The organism is Allosaccharopolyspora coralli, assembly GCF_009664835.1.
Lineage (GTDB): Bacteria > Actinomycetota > Actinomycetes > Mycobacteriales > Pseudonocardiaceae > Allosaccharopolyspora > Allosaccharopolyspora coralli.
On the sequence record NZ_CP045929.1, the window covers coordinates 1,331,581 to 1,347,894 of the forward strand.

Consider the following 16,314-nt stretch of genomic DNA (forward strand, 5'->3'; position numbering starts at 1 on the left):
CGCGCACGTCACTGGACGGCACGGCGCCTCCGGAGAGTGGCGGGCGCGAGCCGTAGACTGCGCACAGGCGGAACATTGGCGACGAGCAGGGGAGTCGAAGCGTGTCCGACCCCGACCCGAGTGGGTTGCACGAGCTGCGAGTGGTGGAGGCCGAGCTCAACGAGCGCTGGCCGGAAACCAAGATCGAACCGTCCTTGGACCGGATCCGGGCGCTGACCGACCTGCTCGCAGAACCCCAGCACACCTATCCGGTGGTGCACGTCGCGGGCACGAACGGCAAGTCCTCGACCTCGCGCATGATCGACGCGCTGCTCGGCCGGATCGGTTTGCGCGTGGGCCGCTACACGAGCCCGCATCTGCAGCTGGCCACCGAGCGCATCAGCATCGACGGTGGCCCGATCAGCCCGTCGGACTACGTTGAGGCCTTCCGGGACATCGCTCCGTACGTGACCATGATCGATTCTCGTGGTGACGTGCCGATGAGCAAGTTCGAGGTGCTCACCGGCATGGCGTTCGCCGCGTTCGCCGAAGCCCCGGTCGAGGCGGCGGTGCTGGAGGTCGGGCTCGGCGGTGGCTGGGACGCCACGAACGTGGCGGACGGTGCCGTCGCGGTGCTGTGCCCGGTGGCGCACGACCACGCCGAGTACCTCGGCACCGACCTCGCCGGGATCGCCGCGGAGAAGGCGGGCGTGATCAAGCCGGGGTCGGTCGTGGTGATGGCCCAGCAGGCGCCGGAGGCGGAACGGGTCATCCTGGAGCGGGTCGCCGAGGTCGACGCGACCGTCGCGCGTGAGGGCCACGAGTTCGGCGTGCTCGAACGCCAGGTCGCCGTGGGTGGCCAGATGCTGCGCCTGCAAGGCCTCGGCGGCGTCTACGAGGACGTGTTCCTGCCGCTCTACGGCGAGCATCAGGCGCGCAACGCGGCGCTCGCGCTGGCCGCGACCGAGTCGTTCTTCGGTGCGGGGGTCGCACATCAGCTCTCCGTCGACTCCGTGCGCGAGGCGTTCGCGGGTGTGGTCACCCCCGGGCGCATGGAGCGGGTCCGCGCCGCGCCTGCGATCTTCGTCGACGCCGCGCACAACCCGCACGGGGCTCGTGCGCTGGCGGGCGCGTTGACCTCGGAGTTCTCCTTCCGGCGGCTGGTGGGCGTGGTGAGCGTGCTCGGTGAGAAGGACGCGCGGGGCATGCTCGCCGAGTTGGAGCCGGTCGTCGACGAGCTGGTGATCACCACGAACTCGTCGCCGCGCGCGCTGGATCCGGACGCGCTGGCCGCGATCGCCAAGGACGTGTTCCCGAGCGAGAAGCTCGTCGTGGAGCCCCGGTTCGACGACGCGGTCGAGACCGCCATCCAGATCGCGGAGGAGACCGACGATCCGGACGAGTCGATCTCCGGTGGGGGAGTGATCATCACCGGTTCGGTCGTCACCGCGGGTGAGGGACGGGCCCTGTTCGGCAAGGAGCCCGCGTGAGCAGCGAGGACCCCGACCGCGTGCACAGCGAAGACACCGACCGCGTGCACAGCGAAGACACCGACCGCCCGGAGCTGGGCGTCGACGAGCACGGGATGCCGATCGCCCCGGAGCACGTCCGCGACCCGTGGAAGGGGCTGCGCGGGGTCATGGCCGGGACCTTGGTACTGGAGTTCATCGTGGTGGGCCTCGCACTGCCGATCGTGTGGCAGTTCGGTGCCGGGGTCTCGAGCGTGGGCTTCGGGGTGGTGATCGCCCTGGCGTTGGCGATGCTGGCGACGGCGTTCGTGCAGCGAAAGCCGTGGGGTCTGTGGCTGGCGGTCGGATTGCAGCTGGCACTGGTCGCGTGCTGGGTCATTCACCCGACGATCGGGGCGATGGGACTGCTGTTCGCGGCGGTGTGGGCGTACATGCTGTACCTGCGTCGGGATGTGGCGATCCGGATGCGGGAGGGTCGCCTCGCCGACCAGCTCGGGCACCCGCCGGCCGACTGACCACCGCATCGAGCCCTGGTGCATCATGATGCGGAGTGTCTACACTTGAGTGCATGAATACCCGCACGACCATCACGATCGACGAGGATCTGCTCGATCGACTCAAGATGAGGGCGACTCGCGACAAGACCACCGTGAGTGCACTCGTCGAGGAGGACCTGCGACTGGCCGAGGCACGCCGTGCCGCACAGAGTGATCCGTCTCGACCTCGTTTCACCCTGCCGACGTTCTACATCGAGCCCTTGCCCGGCGTGGATCTCAACGACAACGCCGCTCTGTTGGACCTGATGGAGTCCGACGAGTGATCGCATGCGACGTCAACATCCTGCTGAACGCACAGAACACGGCTCTACCGGAGCATGAGCGCTACAACGCCTGGCTCGAGAATGCTCTGAACGGCACCGTGCCGATCGGGTTTCCGTCGCTCGTGTTCAGTGGCTACCTGCGTATCGTCACCAATCCGAAGGCGTTCGTTCGGACGTTGCTCCCGGCGCAGGCACTGGAGATGGTGGCCGCCGTTCGGACTGCCCCGGCGTTCACGCCGGTCGAACCCGGACCGCGGCACTGGGAGATCTTCACCGAGCTGTGCCGGAAGGCGGAGGCGAAGGGAAACCACGTCCCGGATGCCTACCTCGCCGCGATCGCGATCGAGCACGGCTGCGAGTGGATCACCGCCGATCGCGGGTTCGCACGGTACCCCGGGTTGCGGTGGCGGCACCCGCTCGACTGACGGAACCGATGACGGATGTCATGGTGGGTTGTGCACCCACCCGCCGGGACCGGTGAGGGACAGGACTACTGGGGGAGGACCGGCTCCGCCACGATGGGAGCCATGACGACGCCGATGGAACAGCACGAGCCGAAGCCGTCCGACGGTACGGAGCGGACGGGACAGGCCGCTGACGCGGAGAGGCTGCCCACCCCCGAGGAGAAGAAGGCGCAGCAGCGCGAGGAAGCCGCCGAGGCGTTGCGCAAGATCAAGCCGTGGGGCCCGGGCGCGGCGAGCCGTACCGACAAGGCGTTGATGTGGGCGATCGTCGGCGTGACGGTCTTCGGGATGGCGATGTGGCCCGCACGCCCGTTCCTGCTCGGGTCGCACCCCGTGGTGCTGGAGTTCCTCACCGGCAGCAAGGCCGCGGTCGGGGCCGGTGCCGCCTTCGCGAGAGTGGGCGAGGTCTCGCTCGCACTGGTCGTGTTCGCCGGCGTCGTCGGCATGATCAAGTTCGACTGGTTGTTCTGGTGGGCCGGTCGCCAGTGGGGACGCGGCATCGTGAACCTCTTCGCCCAGACCGAGCGCTCACAACGCTTCGCCGAGCGCATCCGCACGATGAACCCGTGGTGGATCCGTCTCGCGGTGGTCTTCGCGTTCGTGCCGGGAGTGCCCGCCGGGCTCGTGTACGCGCTCGCGGGATGGACCGGGATGCGCCTGACGAGTTTCCTGTTGTTGAACGCGATCGGGTCACTGATCATCACCGGTATCGTCGCCGGGCTCGGGTACGCGCTCGGTCAGTACGCGGTGGACGCGGTGATGGCCGTGGACCAGTACGCGATCTGGATCAGCGTCGGAATCGCCCTGGTGGTCGCGTTCATCGCCCAGCGCGAGGCCAACGCCAAGCAGCGGCGAGCTAGCTGACGTCGACCACGGCACGTCCTCGCGTCTCACCCCGGTTGAGCGCGTCGTAGGCGTCCTGCACCTCGTCGAACGAGTAGCGGCGGCTGATCGCGTCCTGCGGTCGCAGCTTGCCCTTCGCGACCAGGTCGAGCAGGACCGGCATGTCCCGTCGGGGTTTGGCGCCGTAGGAGCCTTTGATCTGCAGCTTGCGGCGGGCGATGGTCGCGAGGTCGAACTCGGCGCTGGTGCCTCGTGGTGCGATCCCGACGATGACGACCTGTCCGCCCTCGACGACGGAGTCGCGGGCGATGCCGAAGGTCGTGACGTTGCCGAGCGCTTCGAACGCGACGTCGACGCCGCGCCCGCCGGTCAGGTCGCGAATCGCTTCGGCAGCGTCGACCTCGGCGGAGTTGACGGTTCGTGTCGCGCCGAGAGACCGGGCGGCGGCGAGCTTGTCGGTGGCGACGTCGACGGCGATCACCTCGGACGCCCCGAAGGTCGTGGCGAGCTGGATCAGCGCCGAGCCCACGCCGCCTGCCGCGACCACCGCCACGGTGTCGCCGACCTGCACGTTCGCGGCGTGGCGCAGTGCCCCGTAGGCCGTCATGGTCGAGCAGCCCACGGAGGCGACGTCGGTGAGTTCGACGCCTTCCGGAACCCGGTACGCGGAGGTGGCGGGCGTGACGCAGCGTTCGGAGAGCCCGCCCATCGAGTACATCCACACCGGCTCGCCGTCGGGACGGAACAGTCGCGTCTCGCCGTCGTAGAGCTGCCCCTTGCCGCGGTTGTAGGCGAAGAAGTCGACGCAGAGATCCTCGTTGCCGCGGGAGCACTGTGCACACGTCCCGCACGGCATGATGAAACTGGTGATCACCGGGTCGCCGACCCGCAGGTTCGCCACACCCGGCCCGACCTCGGAGATCACCCCGGCCACCTCGTGCCCCAGCACCGACGGTGTCGGGAACGGCAACTCGCCCTTGAGGACATGCAGGTCGGTGTGGCAGGCGCCGCAGGAACGCACGTCGATCGCGACCTCACCGGCCTTCGGGTGCGGATCCGTGAGGTCCTCGATCCGCATCGGCTCGTTCGGCGCGGTGTGCACTGCGGCGCGCATCGGCGTCCTCCTGTGGCGGGTGGCCCGACCGGCCGGTCGGTACGGCCGCGCCGACGCTATCGCGGTGGTCTCCGCCACACCAGCCTCGAGCGGTGGGCTCGGGGTGATCCGCGTTGGCGATTGCGTGACGGAACCTCACCTCGCGCCTGGTTGCCCAGGCACCTGCCCCACAGGTGGGAGAGCGACCTGCGTCGCTACGCTTGCGGACACATCGGACGCGTGGCTGTCGACGGACCGCGCGCAAGCACGTGAAGGAGACAAGTCGTGAGTGAGCGCACCCTGGTCCTCGTCAAGCCCGACGGCGTGCAGCGAGGCCTCGTCGGCGAGGTCGTGAGCCGCATCGAGCGCAAGGGCCTCTCGCTGGCCGCGCTGGAGCTGCGCCAGGTCGAGCAGCAGGTCGCCGAGCAGCACTACGCCGAGCACGACGGCAAGCCGTTCTTCGGCTCGCTGCTGGAGTTCATCACCTCCGGGCCGGTCGTGGCGATGGTCGTCGAGGGCCCGCGCGCGATCGCGGCGTTCCGGCAGCTCGCCGGTGGCACCGACCCGGTGGACAAGGCCGCGCCCGGCAGCATCCGCGGCGACTACGGGCTCGAGGTCCAGTTCAACCTGGTGCACGGTTCGGACTCGGCCGAGTCGGCCGAGCGGGAGATCAAGCTGTGGTTCCCGGATCTCGGCGAGTGAGTAGCGGTTTCGTCACCGGCCCGCACCGCGTCGACCAGCCGCATCCCGACCTCGTCGACGGTCTCACCGACCTGTGGGGGCGGGTGTCGGTGGCGGGTGGCGCGGTCGGTTTCCGGCCGTCCGATCCGCTGGAGAAGGTCCGCGAGGCCGCCGCGAAGGTCGTCGACGACGTCTCGCAGCGTCGCGCCTTCCTCATCACCGTCGGCCGGGACCGCGAGCTGGTCGGTGCGGCGGTCCTGACGCCCCAATCATTGCCCGCGCGGGCGCACACCGGGGAACTGTCCTGGCTGATGGTCGACCCCGACCTGCAGGGCACGGGGTGGGGCCGCCAGTTGCACGACGCGGTGCTCGCCCAGGCTCAGGCGGTCGGTCTCACACAGCTGGAGCTCATCACCCGCAGTGGTCAGGACCTGGAGCGCTACTACGAGGCACTCGGCTGGGTCGAACGCGGTCGGTGGCCCGGCGCGGTCCGCCTCGACGACGGCGACACCCGCGACGAAGTCTGGCTCACCCGCGACACCTGACGCCGGGTGGCAAATTCGCGCGAATTTGCCACCCCGCTGTCCACAGGGAGGGGAGTTGTCCACAGGTGGCGGGGTGGTGAGCGCCTCGGTGGGGTGAAGGTTGGCCTCGGTGGGGTGAAGGTTGAGCCGGGGGATGACTGGGCCGGTGGGGTGAGGTCGGTGTCGGCGCGGCACAGGCCTCTACCCTGGGAGCCGTGTCTGTGCAGTCCGTCTACGACCAGCTGGAGCCGCTGCTCTCCCGCGTCTCCAAACCCGTCCAGTACGTCGGCGGTGAGTTGAACTCGACAGCCAAGGACTGGGACGAGACCTCGGTGCGCTGGTGCTTGATGTACCCGGACGCCTACGAGGTCGGCCTGCCCAACCAGGGCGTCATGATTCTCTACGAGGTCCTCAACGAGCTGCCCGAGGTGCTCGCCGAGCGCACCTACTCCGTGTGGCCCGACCTCGAGAACCTGATGCGCGAGCACGGCATCCCGCAGTTCACGGTCGACAACCATCGTCCGGTCGGCGGGTTCGACGTCCTCGGCGTCAGCTTCGCGACCGAACTCGGCTACACCAATCTGCTCTCGGCGCTCGACCTCGGTGGCATCCCGCTGAACGCGGCGGACCGCACGGACGAGCATCCGATCGTCCTCGCGGGCGGGCACGCGGCGTTCAACCCGGAGCCGATCGCGGACTTTCTCGACGCGGTGGTCCTCGGTGACGGAGAGGAAGCCGTCCTGGAGGTCACCTCCCAGATCCGGCGCTGGAAGGACGAGGGCCAACCGGGCGGCCGCGAGGAACTGCTGCTGCGGCTCGCGGAGAGCGGCGGCGTCTACGTCCCGCGGTTCTACGACGTCAGCTACCGCGCGGACGGCGCGATCGACGCGGTCGTGCCGTACCGGGTGTTCAAGCGCACCACGATGGAGCTCGACGAGTGGCCGTATCCGAAGAAGCCGCTGGTTCCGATGGCGGAGAGCGTGCACGAGCGGATGAGCGTGGAGATCTTCCGTGGCTGCACCCGGGGCTGCCGCTTCTGTCAGGCGGGGATGATCACCCGCCCGGTGCGGGAGCGTTCGGTCGAGGGCATCGGCAACATGGTCCAGTGCGGTCTGGAGGCGACCGGGTTCGAGGAGGTCGGGCTGCTGTCGTTGAGTTCGGCGGACCACTCCGAGATCGGTGACATCACCAAGGGTCTCGCCGACCGCTACGAGGGCACCAACACCGGCCTGTCGCTGCCCTCGACGCGGGTGGACGCGTTCAACATCGACCTCGCCAACGAGCTCTCGCGCAACGGTCGCCGCTCCGGTCTGACCTTCGCGCCCGAGGGCGGCAGCGAGCGGATCCGGCGCGTGATCAACAAGATGGTCTCGGAAGAGGACCTGGTCCGGACGGTCGCCGCCGCGTTCGCGAACGGCTGGCGTCAGGTGAAGCTGTACTTCATGTGCGGACTGCCGACCGAAACCGACGACGACGTGCTGCAGATCGCCGAGATGGCCAAGGAGGTCATCCGGACCGGCAGGCAGGCGGCGGGCCACAACAACATCCGCTGCACCATCTCCATCGGCGGGTTCGTCCCCAAGCCGCACACGCCGTTCCAGTGGGCGGCGCAGTGCGATCCGGACACGGTCGACGACCGGTTGCGCAAGCTGCGGGCGGCGGTGAACTCCGATCGCAAGCTGGGGCGCAGCATCGGCATGCGGTACCACGACGGCAAACCTTCCCTGGTCGAAGGCCTCCTCTCGCGCGGCGACCGTCGACTGGGACCGGTCATCGAGCGGGTGTGGCGTGCGGGCGGCCGCTTCGACGGCTGGAACGAGTACTTCTCCTACGACCGGTGGAGGGAGTGCGCGGACGCCGAGTTGCGGCCGCTGGGCGTGGACGTCGACTGGTTCACCACTCGCGAGCGCGGCGAGGACGAGGTACTGCCGTGGGACCACCTCGACTCCGGTCTGGACAAGGAGTGGTTGTGGACCGACTGGCAGGACGCCCTCGACGCCCAGGAGCAGGACGACTGCCGGTGGACTCCCTGCTTCGACTGCGGTGTGTGCCCGACGATGGGCACCGACATCGAGGTGGGACCCTCCGGCCGGCCCCTGCTTCCGATCTCACCGGTGGGCAAGGGCTCACCGGTCGCCAACAGTGCGTTCGGCTGAGGAGGAGCCCTGAGTCGTCAGGACAAGCCCAACCCGTCGGCACCGCCGGTGCAGAAACTGCGGGTGCGCTACGCCAAGCGCGGTCGGATGCGTTTCACCTCGCATCGCGACCTGGCCAGGGCGTTCGAGCGCACGCTGCGTCGCACCGGGGTGCCGATGGCGTACTCGCAGGGCTTCAACCCGCACCCCAAGGTCTCGTGGGCCGGAGCGGTGCCGACGGGTGTGGCCAGCGAGGCGGAGTACGTCGAACTTCAACTCGTCGAGCGGGTGGATCCGGGGGTGGTCCGTGACGAGCTCGACGCGGCGCTGCCTGCCGGGATGGACGTGCTCGACGTCGTCGAGGCCACGTCCGGGTCGTTGGCGGATCGGCTGGAAGCGAGCCGCTGGTGCATTCAGGTGCCCGGTGTGTCCGCCGACGAGCTGCGACATGCCGTGGAGCGGTTACTTGCCGAGTCCGGCGTCGAGGTCGAACGCATGGGCAAGGACGGGATGCGTACTCTCGACGCGCGGGCCGCGGTCGTCGCCGCCGAGGTCGTGGAACCGGTGACCGTCGCGGGTTCCGTGGCTGCGGACAGTGACGGTCACGACACGTTCACCCCTCGGATGGACGATTGGCCGACTAGCTGTGAACCGTATGGGATACTCGTAACGGTCGTACGGCAGACAACACCGGTCGTGCGGCCCGACGACGTACTGAGCGCGTTGCGTGTCGTCGCCGACCTGGCACCTTCCGCCGCCCCTCGGGCGGTGCGGTGGGAGCAAGGCCGGCTCGACGACACCGGGGTGCTGGCCGACCCGTTGGCCCAGGACAGGGCGGCGGCCGGAGCCCGGCGGGGAGAGCCTGCGGCCGGGTGACGGGTGTCGGCGCGGACGTCGCCGTACCCGCCGTGCTGCCGTCCCGGGCGAGGACCCGGGAGCAGGGGGGAACCAAGAATTGCCGTCACCACGGTGGCGGAGAACAGAAGAACACACAGGCCCCTGTGCGGCTCGCGTCGTCGAGGACGCGCCCGGGGGCGGAGGAGCTGGATGTTGAACATGGATACGCCCGCTGGAAACTCCAGCGGGCAGTCGCCCACACCTACCGACGACTCGCCCCAGGCGACGGTCGAGCTTCCCGCGAAGCTCCGGGTGCACGCGCTGGCCAAGCAGCTCGGCGCGAGCAGTCGCGAGGTGATCACGACACTCGAGTCACTGGGTGAGTCGGTGCGCAGCGCGCAGTCGAACATCACCCGTGACGTGGCCCTGCGTGTCGTCCGGGAACTGCGCCCTGAGCAGCTCGTGGACGACACGGACGAGCAGCAGGCATCCGTCGCGCCGAGCGACGGTGGCCAGGTGTCTGCCTCCGCCGACGGCGACCGGGCCGAGCCCACGGAACCGCACACGCCTACCGAGTCGGCGAGCACGCCGTTCGCGGCCGCCGCCGATACGCAACCGAGTGCCGAGCAAGCGCCCGCTCCTGCGGGCCTGTCGCCGCTGTTCGAGGCTCCGCAGGCCACGTTCCTCGCCGCGGCCGAGACGGCACCGGCCAAGTCGAAGCCGGAGCGGTCGGCGACGGAGGACTCCCAGGACACGAGCCAGGGGTCGGACTCGGACGACGAGGACGACACCGACGACGAGGACGGCGACCAGTCCGGCCGCCGCCGGCGTCGGCGTGGTCGGCGTGGCCGTGGCCGGGGCCGCGGTGGTGACGGCGACGACGGCGGCGGTGAGGAGTCGTCGGACGAGCAGCCCGACAAGCCGGGGCGCCAGGACAAGAACGACAAGGGCGACAAGAGCGAGAAGAAGTCCAAGAAGGACAAGAAGTCCGACAAGGACGGCGGGTCCGAGCAGGCGGACGGCGCCGGGCCGAAGGAGGAGAAGTCCTCCGACGACTCGGGTGACGGATCCAGTCGGCGTCGCCGCCGCAGGCGTCGCAAGGGCACGGGCGACGACGAGTCCGGCCGGGACGACGATCCGCCGAACACCGTGGTGCACACGCGCGAGTCCGCGCCGGAGAAGGACTCGGGCGGCGACGACGAGGTCCGTGCGATCAAGGGCTCGACCCGTCTGGAAGCCAAGCGTCAGCGCCGCCGTGACGGTCGCGAAGCGGGGCGTCGCCGCGCGCCGGTGCTCTCCGAGTCGGAGTTCCTCGCCCGCCGCGAGTCCGTCGAGCGCCGCATGGTGGTCCGGGAGCACGGCGAGCAGACCCAGATCGCGGTGCTGGAGGACAACGTCCTCGTCGAGAACTTCGTGACCTCGTCGGGCAGCGGTTCGCTGGTCGGCAACGTCTACCTCGGCCGCGTGCAAAACGTGCTGCCGAGCATGGAGGCCGCGTTCGTCGACATCGGTAAGGGCCGCAACGCGGTCATCTACGCCGGTGAGGTCGACTGGGACTCGGCGGGACTCGCGGGCAAGTCGCGCCGGATCGAGCAGGCGTTGAGCTCGGGCGACAGCGTTCTCGTGCAGGTCACCAAGGACCCGATCGGGCACAAGGGTGCGCGGTTGACCACCCAGATCAGCCTGCCAGGACGCTTCCTGGTGTACGTGCCGGGCGGCAGCGCCACCGGCATCAGCCGCAAGCTGCCGGACACCGAGCGCAAGCGCCTCAAGGAGATCCTCAAGCGGATCGTTCCGGAGAACGCGGGCGTCATCATCCGCACCGCGTCGGAGGGCACTAGCGAGGACTCGCTGGAGCGTGACGTCAAGCGGCTGCAGGCGCAGTGGGACGTCATCAAGGAGCGCTCCGAGCAGCCGAAGGCGCAGGCTCCGCAGCTGCTCTACGAGGAGCCGGACCTGCTGATCAAGGTCATCCGGGACCTGTTCACCGAGGACTTCACGTCGTTGACCGTCCAGGGTGACACCGCGTGGGACACCATCGAGGCCTACGTGAACCACGTGGCACCGGACCTGGTGGACCGGCTGTACAAGCACACCGGCAAGAACGACGTGTTCACCGAGCAGCGCATCAACGAGCAGATCTCGAAGGCTCTGGACCGCAAGGTGTGGTTGCCTTCCGGCGGATACCTGATCATCGACCGCACCGAGGCGATGACGGTCATCGACGTCAACACTGGCAAGTTCACCGGCTCCGGCGGCAACCTGGAGGAGACGGTGACCCGCAACAACCTGGAGTCGGCGGAGGAGATCGTCCGCCAGCTCCGGTTGCGCGACATCGGCGGGATCATCGTCATCGACTTCATCGACATGGTGTTGGAGTCGAACCGGGATCTGGTCCTGCGGCGGCTGACCGAGTGCCTCGGCCGCGACCGCACGCGGCACCAGGTCGCCGAGGTGACCTCGTTGGGTCTGGTGCAGATGACCCGCAAGCGAGTCGGCACCGGTCTGCTGGAGGCGTACAGCAACACGTGCGAGCACTGCCGTGGCCGTGGCGTGCTGGTGTCGACGGATCTGCCCGCCACGGGTGGCGGTAAGCACGAGCACAAGGGCGATCAGAAGTCCGAGCAGAAGCACGACGGTGGCAAACAGGACGGGGGCAAGCAGGACAAGCAGGAGCGTCGTAAACGCGGCAAGGGCCAGCAGTCCGACGCTCCGGCCGCCGAATCCGCTGCGGACGCCACGCAGACGGAGAAATCCTCGTCTCCGTCGGAGGAACCGAAGTCCAACTCCAGCGCGGATCAGCAGGACGGGTCCCCGAAGGGGCGCGATCGGCGAAACAAGGCCGGTCGGCAGGACAAGGCAGACCAGCGTGCGGGTCGCGACGAGTCGCAGGCCGCTCCCGTGTTGGAACCGCGGGGCATGGCCGACTCCGGCTCGCAGAGATCCCGGTCCGAGGAGCCTGTGGCGGACTCGTCCGGAGCCCGTGACCAGCAGGCGGGCACGGCAGCAGCGGCAACGGGAGCGGCGACAGCCGGTGACAAGGCAACCGGTGAGAAGGCGCCCTCCGGCCGGTCACGTCGTCGCAAGGTGAGTCGCCCCGCAGGCAGCGCGGGCGAGGCGGTGACCCCGGTGGTCGCCGAACCGGTTTCCACCGAGCCGACCACTACCTCCGAGCCGACCACTACCTCCGAGCCGACCACTACGTCCCCGGCCGCCGAGCCGAGCACGACGCCGGACGGCTCGGCCCCGTCCACGAGTGGTGCCGCTGGTGACGCCGAGCCCTCGCAGGCTGCCGAGCGCTCGCGTCGTCGCAAGGTGAGCAGGCCCGCAGGCAGTGCGGGCGCGTCGTCCGAGCCGGTGGTCGTGAACTCTGCGGCTGCCGAGTCGTCGGCGGCACAGCCGAACGGCGCCGCCGCACCCGAATCGGCGCATTCGGGGTCGGCCGAGTCCGACGTCGTCACAGCGGTTCCGGAGGCGGCTCCGGCTCGTCGTCCGCGCAGGCGAGCCGCGTCGCGGCCCACCGGTCCCGCCGGGGGCGACGCCTGATCGAAGAAGTACGAGAGCGGGGCGGCGCCGATCCGGTGCCGCCCCGCTCTTTCGTGGCCGGTCGGCGTAGACCGGCGCACTGTGCCTGACCGCTGCTTCGATCCGCGCCCCTCTCAGCTAAGCTGATGGGACTCACACCGGCGCGTGTCCTGGACGGCGTCGCCGCGTGCTGGGGGTCGTGCTCGAGAGGATCCCCCTCGTGGTGAACACGGGTGGGCAGGTCTGTATGATGGTTGAGAACTTCTCGCCGCCGGTGGGGCGGAGAGGCTAAACGCCTGGTGAGTTCGGATCCGCCCGCAGGGGACGGCAGTTGCCCGGATTCGGCCAGGAACCCGCCGTACACGCTGTGCGAACGGCGCGGCCGGATCACGGACCATCCCGGTCGGTGCGGACGCACGTCGCAGACCGGGTGAACAAGCGAAACCGAGCAGCAGGAGACTTCCGACTCATGTACGCGATCGTCAAGACCGGCGGCAAGCAGTACAAGGTGGCTGTCGGGGACGTCGTCGAGGTCGAGAAGCTCGAAGGCGAACCGGGCTCCGAGGTCACGTTCCCGGCGCTTCTGGTCGTCGATGGCTCCCAAGTCACCGCCGACGCCGATGCGCTGGCGAAGGTGGCGGTGACCGGCAAGCTGGTCGAGCAGACCAAGGGCCCCAAGATCCGCATCCACAAGTTCAAGAACAAGACCGGATACCAGAAGCGTCAGGGTCACCGGCAGAAGCTGACCCGCGTCGAGGTCACCGGCATCAACAAGTGAGGACTTGAGTAGGTATGTCAACCAAGAAGGGTGCATCCAACTCCCGGAACGGCCGCGATTCGAACCCCAAGTACCTCGGGGTGAAGCGTTTCGGCGGTGAGGCGGTCAACGCCGGTGAGATTCTCATCCGGCAGCGTGGCACCAAGTTCCACCCGGGCGACAACGTCGGCCGCGGCGGCGACGACACGCTGTTCGCTCTCGCGACCGGTGAGGTGCTGTTCGGACAGAAGCGCGGTCGCCGGATCGTGAACATCGTCCCGGCTGAAGCCTGAGCCGGACTTTTCCTTCGAGCAGGCCCGGCACTCGCCGGGCCTGCTTTGTCGTGTCCGGGTCCGGAGTCAGCGGGCCTGCTCCGAGGGTGCTGGAGTGGCACGCTCGCGGGTAGCGGGACATCCCTTTCCTGATGATGTCTGGAGGCATCCGTGTCGCGGTTCGTCGACCGCGTGACCATCCACGTTGCGGCAGGCAACGGGGGTAATGGCTGCGCTTCGGTCCATCGGGAGAAGTTCAAGCCCCTCGGGGGCCCGGACGGGGGCAACGGTGGCCGCGGCGGGGACGTGACCCTGGTGGTCGACTCGCAGGTGCACACGCTGCTCGATTTCCACCACCGGCCGCACCTGCGGGCGAAGAACGGCAGGCAGGGGCAGGGTGGGCACCGCAACGGTGCCGTCGGCGCTGACCTGGTGCTGTCGGTGCCGGACGGCACCGTCGTGTTGTCCCAGGACGGCGAGGTCCTCGCCGATCTCGTCGGCGTCGGGACCACGTTCGTGGCCTCGCAGGGTGGCCGCGGCGGTCTCGGCAACGCCGCGCTGGCGTCGAAGGCACGCAAGGCTCCCGGTTTCGCCCTGCTCGGCGAGGAGGGCGATCAGGCCGAGCTCGTCCTGGAATTGAAGTCGGTCGCCGACGTGGGGCTCGTCGGGTTCCCTTCTGCGGGCAAGTCCTCGCTGATCTCGGTGTTGTCGGAGGCGAAGCCGAAGATCGCGGACTATCCGTTCACCACGTTGGCGCCGAACCTGGGTGTGGTCACCGCGGGAGAGACGGTGTTCACGGTCGCCGACGTGCCCGGGCTGATTCCGGGCGCGAGCGGTGGGCGCGGGCTCGGATTGGAGTTCCTGCGCCACATCGAGCGCTGCGCGGTGCTGGTGCACGTGGTGGATTGCGCGACGCTCGAACCGGGACGCGATCCGCTGTCCGATGTGGACGCTCTGGAGAACGAGCTCGCCGAGTACACGCCGGCGTTGAGTGCGGAGCTCGGTGCGGTCGATCTCGAGTCGCGGCCGCGCATGGTCGTGCTGAACAAGATGGACGTCCCGGAGGCTGAAGAACTGGCCGAGCTGGTGCGCCCCGACCTCGAAGCGCGTGGCTGGCCGGTGTGGGAAGTCTCCACGCAGAGCCGAAAGGGCTTGCGGGAGTTGAGTTTCGCGCTCGCCCGTACCGTCGAGCAGTACCGCGCCGAGCAGCCGGAGCCGGAGCCTGCACGGGTCCTCGTGCGTCCGAAGGCAGTCGGTGGCGACGCTGACTTCACCGTCGAGCCGGACCCGGAGACCGAGGACGCGTTCGTCGTGCGGGGGGACAAGCCGGAGCGCTGGGTGCGGCAGACCTCGTTCGACAACGACGAGGCCGTCGGATTCCTGGGTGATCGACTCGCGAAGATCGGTGTCGAGGAGGCACTCGCGCGGCACGGCGCGCAGCCCGGCAGTCAGGTCACGATCGGCGGCGTGACCTTCGACTGGGAGCCGTCGACGCCGGCAGGGGTGGCCGCCGTCATGAGTGGGCGCGGCACCGACGCGCGCCTGGAGAGCAACGATCGCGTGCCGGCCTCCGAGCGCAAAGCGGCCAAGCAGGCTCGGTACTACGCGGGCAAGGAGTCCGTCGACGCGGACGAGTTGCGGTGGGCTGAAGAGGAAACCGGCCCCCGCGCGGGCGACCGCGACGACGATGTCTGGGACGACGTGTGGGACGACGACGCGGCGGAGGGCCCCGCCGAGGTAGTCGACGACGCCGACGACCGGGAAGACCGGAGCGGACGATGAACGCGCCCACGAGTTCGTTGACCCGGCACGCGGTGTCCGTGGCCAAGCGGCTCGTGGTGAAGGTCGGGTCGTCGTCGCTGACGACCGCCGGCGGCGGGTTGGACGCCGAACGACTCGACGCGATCGTGGACACGCTCGCGTGCCGCGTGGCGGCCGGGACGGGCGTGGTACTGGTGTCGTCGGGTGCCATCGCGGCGGGAATCGCCCCGCTGAAGTTGCGGCGCAGACCAAAGGACCTGGCCACGCAGCAGGCCGCCGCGAGTGTCGGGCAGCAGGCGCTCGCGCACGCGTATGCGGAGTCGTTCGCGCGGTACCAGCTCACTGTGGGCCAGGTATTGCTGACTGCGGACGACGTGGCCCGCCGGGCGCACTACCGCAACGCTCAGCGGACGTTGCACCGGCTGCTCACACTGGACACGGTGCCGGTGGTCAACGAGAACGACACGGTCGCGACGAACGAGATCCGGTTCGGCGACAACGACCGTCTCGCCGCGATGGTCGCACACCTGGTCGGCGCCGATGCGTTGGTGCTGCTGTCCGATGTGGACGCACTTTACGACGGTGACCCGAGGCTGCCGGAATCCAGTGCGATCCGTGAAGTGCACGGGGAGAAGGATCTCGAGGCTGCGAAGATCGGCGACTCCTCGTCCGGTCTCGGGACCGGCGGAATGGTGTCCAAGGTGGACGCTGCTCGTCTGGCGTGCACGTCGGGTATTCCGGTGCTGCTGGCTTCGGCGGCGGAGTCGGGACGCGCTCTCGGTCCGGCCGACACCGGTACGGCGTTCCGGGCGCGCGGTTCGCGTCTGTCGGTCCGCCGTTTCTGGCTGGCTCATGCGGCGACTGCGCACGGCCGGTTGTGGCTCGACGAAGGGGCCGTGACCGCTGTCGTGGATCGGAGGCGCTCGTTGCTGTCGGCAGGTATCACCGGGGTCGAGGGCGCTTTCCACGGGGGAGACGTGGTCGAGATCGCGGACCCGCACGGCACTGTGGTTGCCAGGGGTCTCTGTTCGTTCGATTCCGAGGAACTGCCCGAACTCGTCGGTCGTTCCACGCACGAGCTCCCCGACGATCAGCGGCGTGAAGTCGTCCACGCCGACGACCTCGTGCCGCTGCCGTGACCTGGCGAGCGTCGG

General features: G+C 69.1%; 15 protein-coding genes. 14 read left to right on the plus strand and 1 reads right to left on the minus strand.

Annotation, left to right across the window (positions count from 1 at the left end):
• Positions 1–74: 74 nt before the first annotated feature.
• The 5 genes from folC to GIY23_RS06375 all read left to right on the plus strand — a co-directional run bounded on the left by folC (position 75) and on the right by GIY23_RS06375 (position 3,596).
• Entirely contained in the window at positions 75–1,469 is a 1,395-nt protein-coding gene (gene folC / locus GIY23_RS06355) for a bifunctional tetrahydrofolate synthase/dihydrofolate synthase (RefSeq protein ID WP_407646865.1), read from the plus strand.
• The gene (locus GIY23_RS06360; protein WP_228717577.1) at positions 1,466–1,963 is read left to right on the plus strand and encodes a DUF4233 domain-containing protein; all 498 of its coding nucleotides are present in this window, start codon (positions 1,466–1,468) and stop codon (positions 1,961–1,963) included. Before folC ends, GIY23_RS06360 begins: the two co-directional genes overlap by 4 nt.
• A 53-nt stretch (positions 1,964–2,016) precedes the next feature.
• On the plus strand, positions 2,017–2,268 hold the full coding sequence (locus tag GIY23_RS06365; RefSeq protein WP_154075805.1) for a DUF6364 family protein: 252 nt from the start codon (positions 2,017–2,019) through the stop codon (positions 2,266–2,268).
• Positions 2,265–2,693 carry a type II toxin-antitoxin system VapC family toxin gene (locus tag GIY23_RS06370; protein WP_154075806.1) on the plus strand — a complete coding sequence of 143 codons (429 nt, stop codon included), beginning with the start codon at positions 2,265–2,267 and terminating at the stop codon, positions 2,691–2,693. The genes GIY23_RS06365 and GIY23_RS06370 overlap by 4 nt, the downstream gene beginning before the upstream one ends.
• A gap of 102 nt (positions 2,694–2,795) precedes the next feature.
• Positions 2,796–3,596, plus strand: coding sequence for a DedA family protein (locus GIY23_RS06375; protein WP_222850249.1), 801 nt, complete (start codon positions 2,796–2,798; stop codon positions 3,594–3,596).
• Here GIY23_RS06375 and GIY23_RS06380 read toward each other — a convergent pair.
• The gene (locus GIY23_RS06380; RefSeq protein WP_154075807.1) at positions 3,589–4,689 is read right to left on the minus strand and encodes a zinc-binding dehydrogenase; all 1,101 of its coding nucleotides are present in this window, start codon (positions 4,687–4,689) and stop codon (positions 3,589–3,591) included. The genes GIY23_RS06375 and GIY23_RS06380 overlap by 8 nt on opposite strands.
• 264 nt (positions 4,690–4,953) lie before the next feature.
• On the opposite strand from GIY23_RS06380, the gene ndk reads away from it, so the two are divergent.
• The 9 genes from ndk to proB all read left to right on the plus strand — a co-directional run bounded on the left by ndk (position 4,954) and on the right by proB (position 16,299).
• The gene (ndk, locus tag GIY23_RS06385) at positions 4,954–5,370 is read left to right on the plus strand and encodes a nucleoside-diphosphate kinase (RefSeq protein WP_154075808.1); all 417 of its coding nucleotides are present in this window, start codon (positions 4,954–4,956) and stop codon (positions 5,368–5,370) included.
• A complete protein-coding gene (locus GIY23_RS06390) occupies positions 5,367–5,894 on the plus strand; it encodes a GNAT family N-acetyltransferase (RefSeq protein WP_154075809.1) in 528 nt (175 codons plus the stop codon). The genes ndk and GIY23_RS06390 overlap by 4 nt, the downstream gene beginning before the upstream one ends.
• Positions 5,895–6,088: 194 nt before the next feature.
• Positions 6,089–8,029 carry a TIGR03960 family B12-binding radical SAM protein gene (locus GIY23_RS06395; protein WP_154075810.1) on the plus strand — a complete coding sequence of 647 codons (1,941 nt, stop codon included), beginning with the start codon at positions 6,089–6,091 and terminating at the stop codon, positions 8,027–8,029.
• Positions 8,030–8,077: 48 nt separating this feature from the next.
• On the plus strand, positions 8,078–8,884 hold the full coding sequence (locus GIY23_RS06400) for a TIGR03936 family radical SAM-associated protein (RefSeq protein WP_154075811.1): 807 nt from the start codon (positions 8,078–8,080) through the stop codon (positions 8,882–8,884).
• A 171-nt stretch (positions 8,885–9,055) separates the two neighbouring features.
• Positions 9,056–12,391 carry a translation initiation factor IF-2 N-terminal domain-containing protein gene (locus tag GIY23_RS06405; protein ID WP_154075812.1) on the plus strand — a complete coding sequence of 1,112 codons (3,336 nt, stop codon included), beginning with the start codon at positions 9,056–9,058 and terminating at the stop codon, positions 12,389–12,391.
• Between the two features lie 448 nt (positions 12,392–12,839).
• On the plus strand, positions 12,840–13,148 hold the full coding sequence (gene rplU, locus GIY23_RS06410) for a 50S ribosomal protein L21 (RefSeq protein WP_154075813.1): 309 nt from the start codon (positions 12,840–12,842) through the stop codon (positions 13,146–13,148).
• A 14-nt stretch (positions 13,149–13,162) separates the two neighbouring features.
• Complete coding sequence (gene rpmA, locus GIY23_RS06415; RefSeq protein ID WP_154075814.1) at positions 13,163–13,420, plus strand: 50S ribosomal protein L27; 258 nt, start codon at positions 13,163–13,165, stop codon at positions 13,418–13,420.
• 138 nt (positions 13,421–13,558) lie between these two features.
• The gene (obgE, locus tag GIY23_RS06420; RefSeq protein ID WP_154075815.1) at positions 13,559–15,181 is read left to right on the plus strand and encodes a GTPase ObgE; all 1,623 of its coding nucleotides are present in this window, start codon (positions 13,559–13,561) and stop codon (positions 15,179–15,181) included.
• The gene (gene proB, locus GIY23_RS06425; RefSeq protein ID WP_154075816.1) at positions 15,178–16,299 is read left to right on the plus strand and encodes a glutamate 5-kinase; all 1,122 of its coding nucleotides are present in this window, start codon (positions 15,178–15,180) and stop codon (positions 16,297–16,299) included. Before obgE ends, proB begins: the two co-directional genes overlap by 4 nt.
• Positions 16,300–16,314: the final 15 nt, after the last annotated feature.

What these genes read in the sequence shown, in the direction of transcription:
- proB (WP_154075816.1), top strand. Translation starts at nt 15,178, where the DNA reads ATGAACGCGCCCACGAGTTCGTTGACCCGGCACGCGGTGTCCGTGGCC.
- GIY23_RS06365 (WP_154075805.1), top strand. Translation starts at nt 2,017, where the DNA reads ATGAATACCCGCACGACCATCACGATCGACGAGGATCTGCTCGATCGA.
- rpmA (WP_154075814.1), top strand. Translation starts at nt 13,163, where the DNA reads ATGTCAACCAAGAAGGGTGCATCCAACTCCCGGAACGGCCGCGATTCG.
- GIY23_RS06380 (WP_154075807.1), bottom strand. Translation starts at nt 4,689, where the DNA reads ATGCGCGCCGCAGTGCACACCGCGCCGAACGAGCCGATGCGGATCGAG.
- GIY23_RS06405 (WP_154075812.1), top strand. Translation starts at nt 9,056, where the DNA reads ATGTTGAACATGGATACGCCCGCTGGAAACTCCAGCGGGCAGTCGCCC.
- rplU (WP_154075813.1), top strand. Translation starts at nt 12,840, where the DNA reads ATGTACGCGATCGTCAAGACCGGCGGCAAGCAGTACAAGGTGGCTGTC.
- GIY23_RS06375 (WP_222850249.1), top strand. Translation starts at nt 2,796, where the DNA reads ATGACGACGCCGATGGAACAGCACGAGCCGAAGCCGTCCGACGGTACG.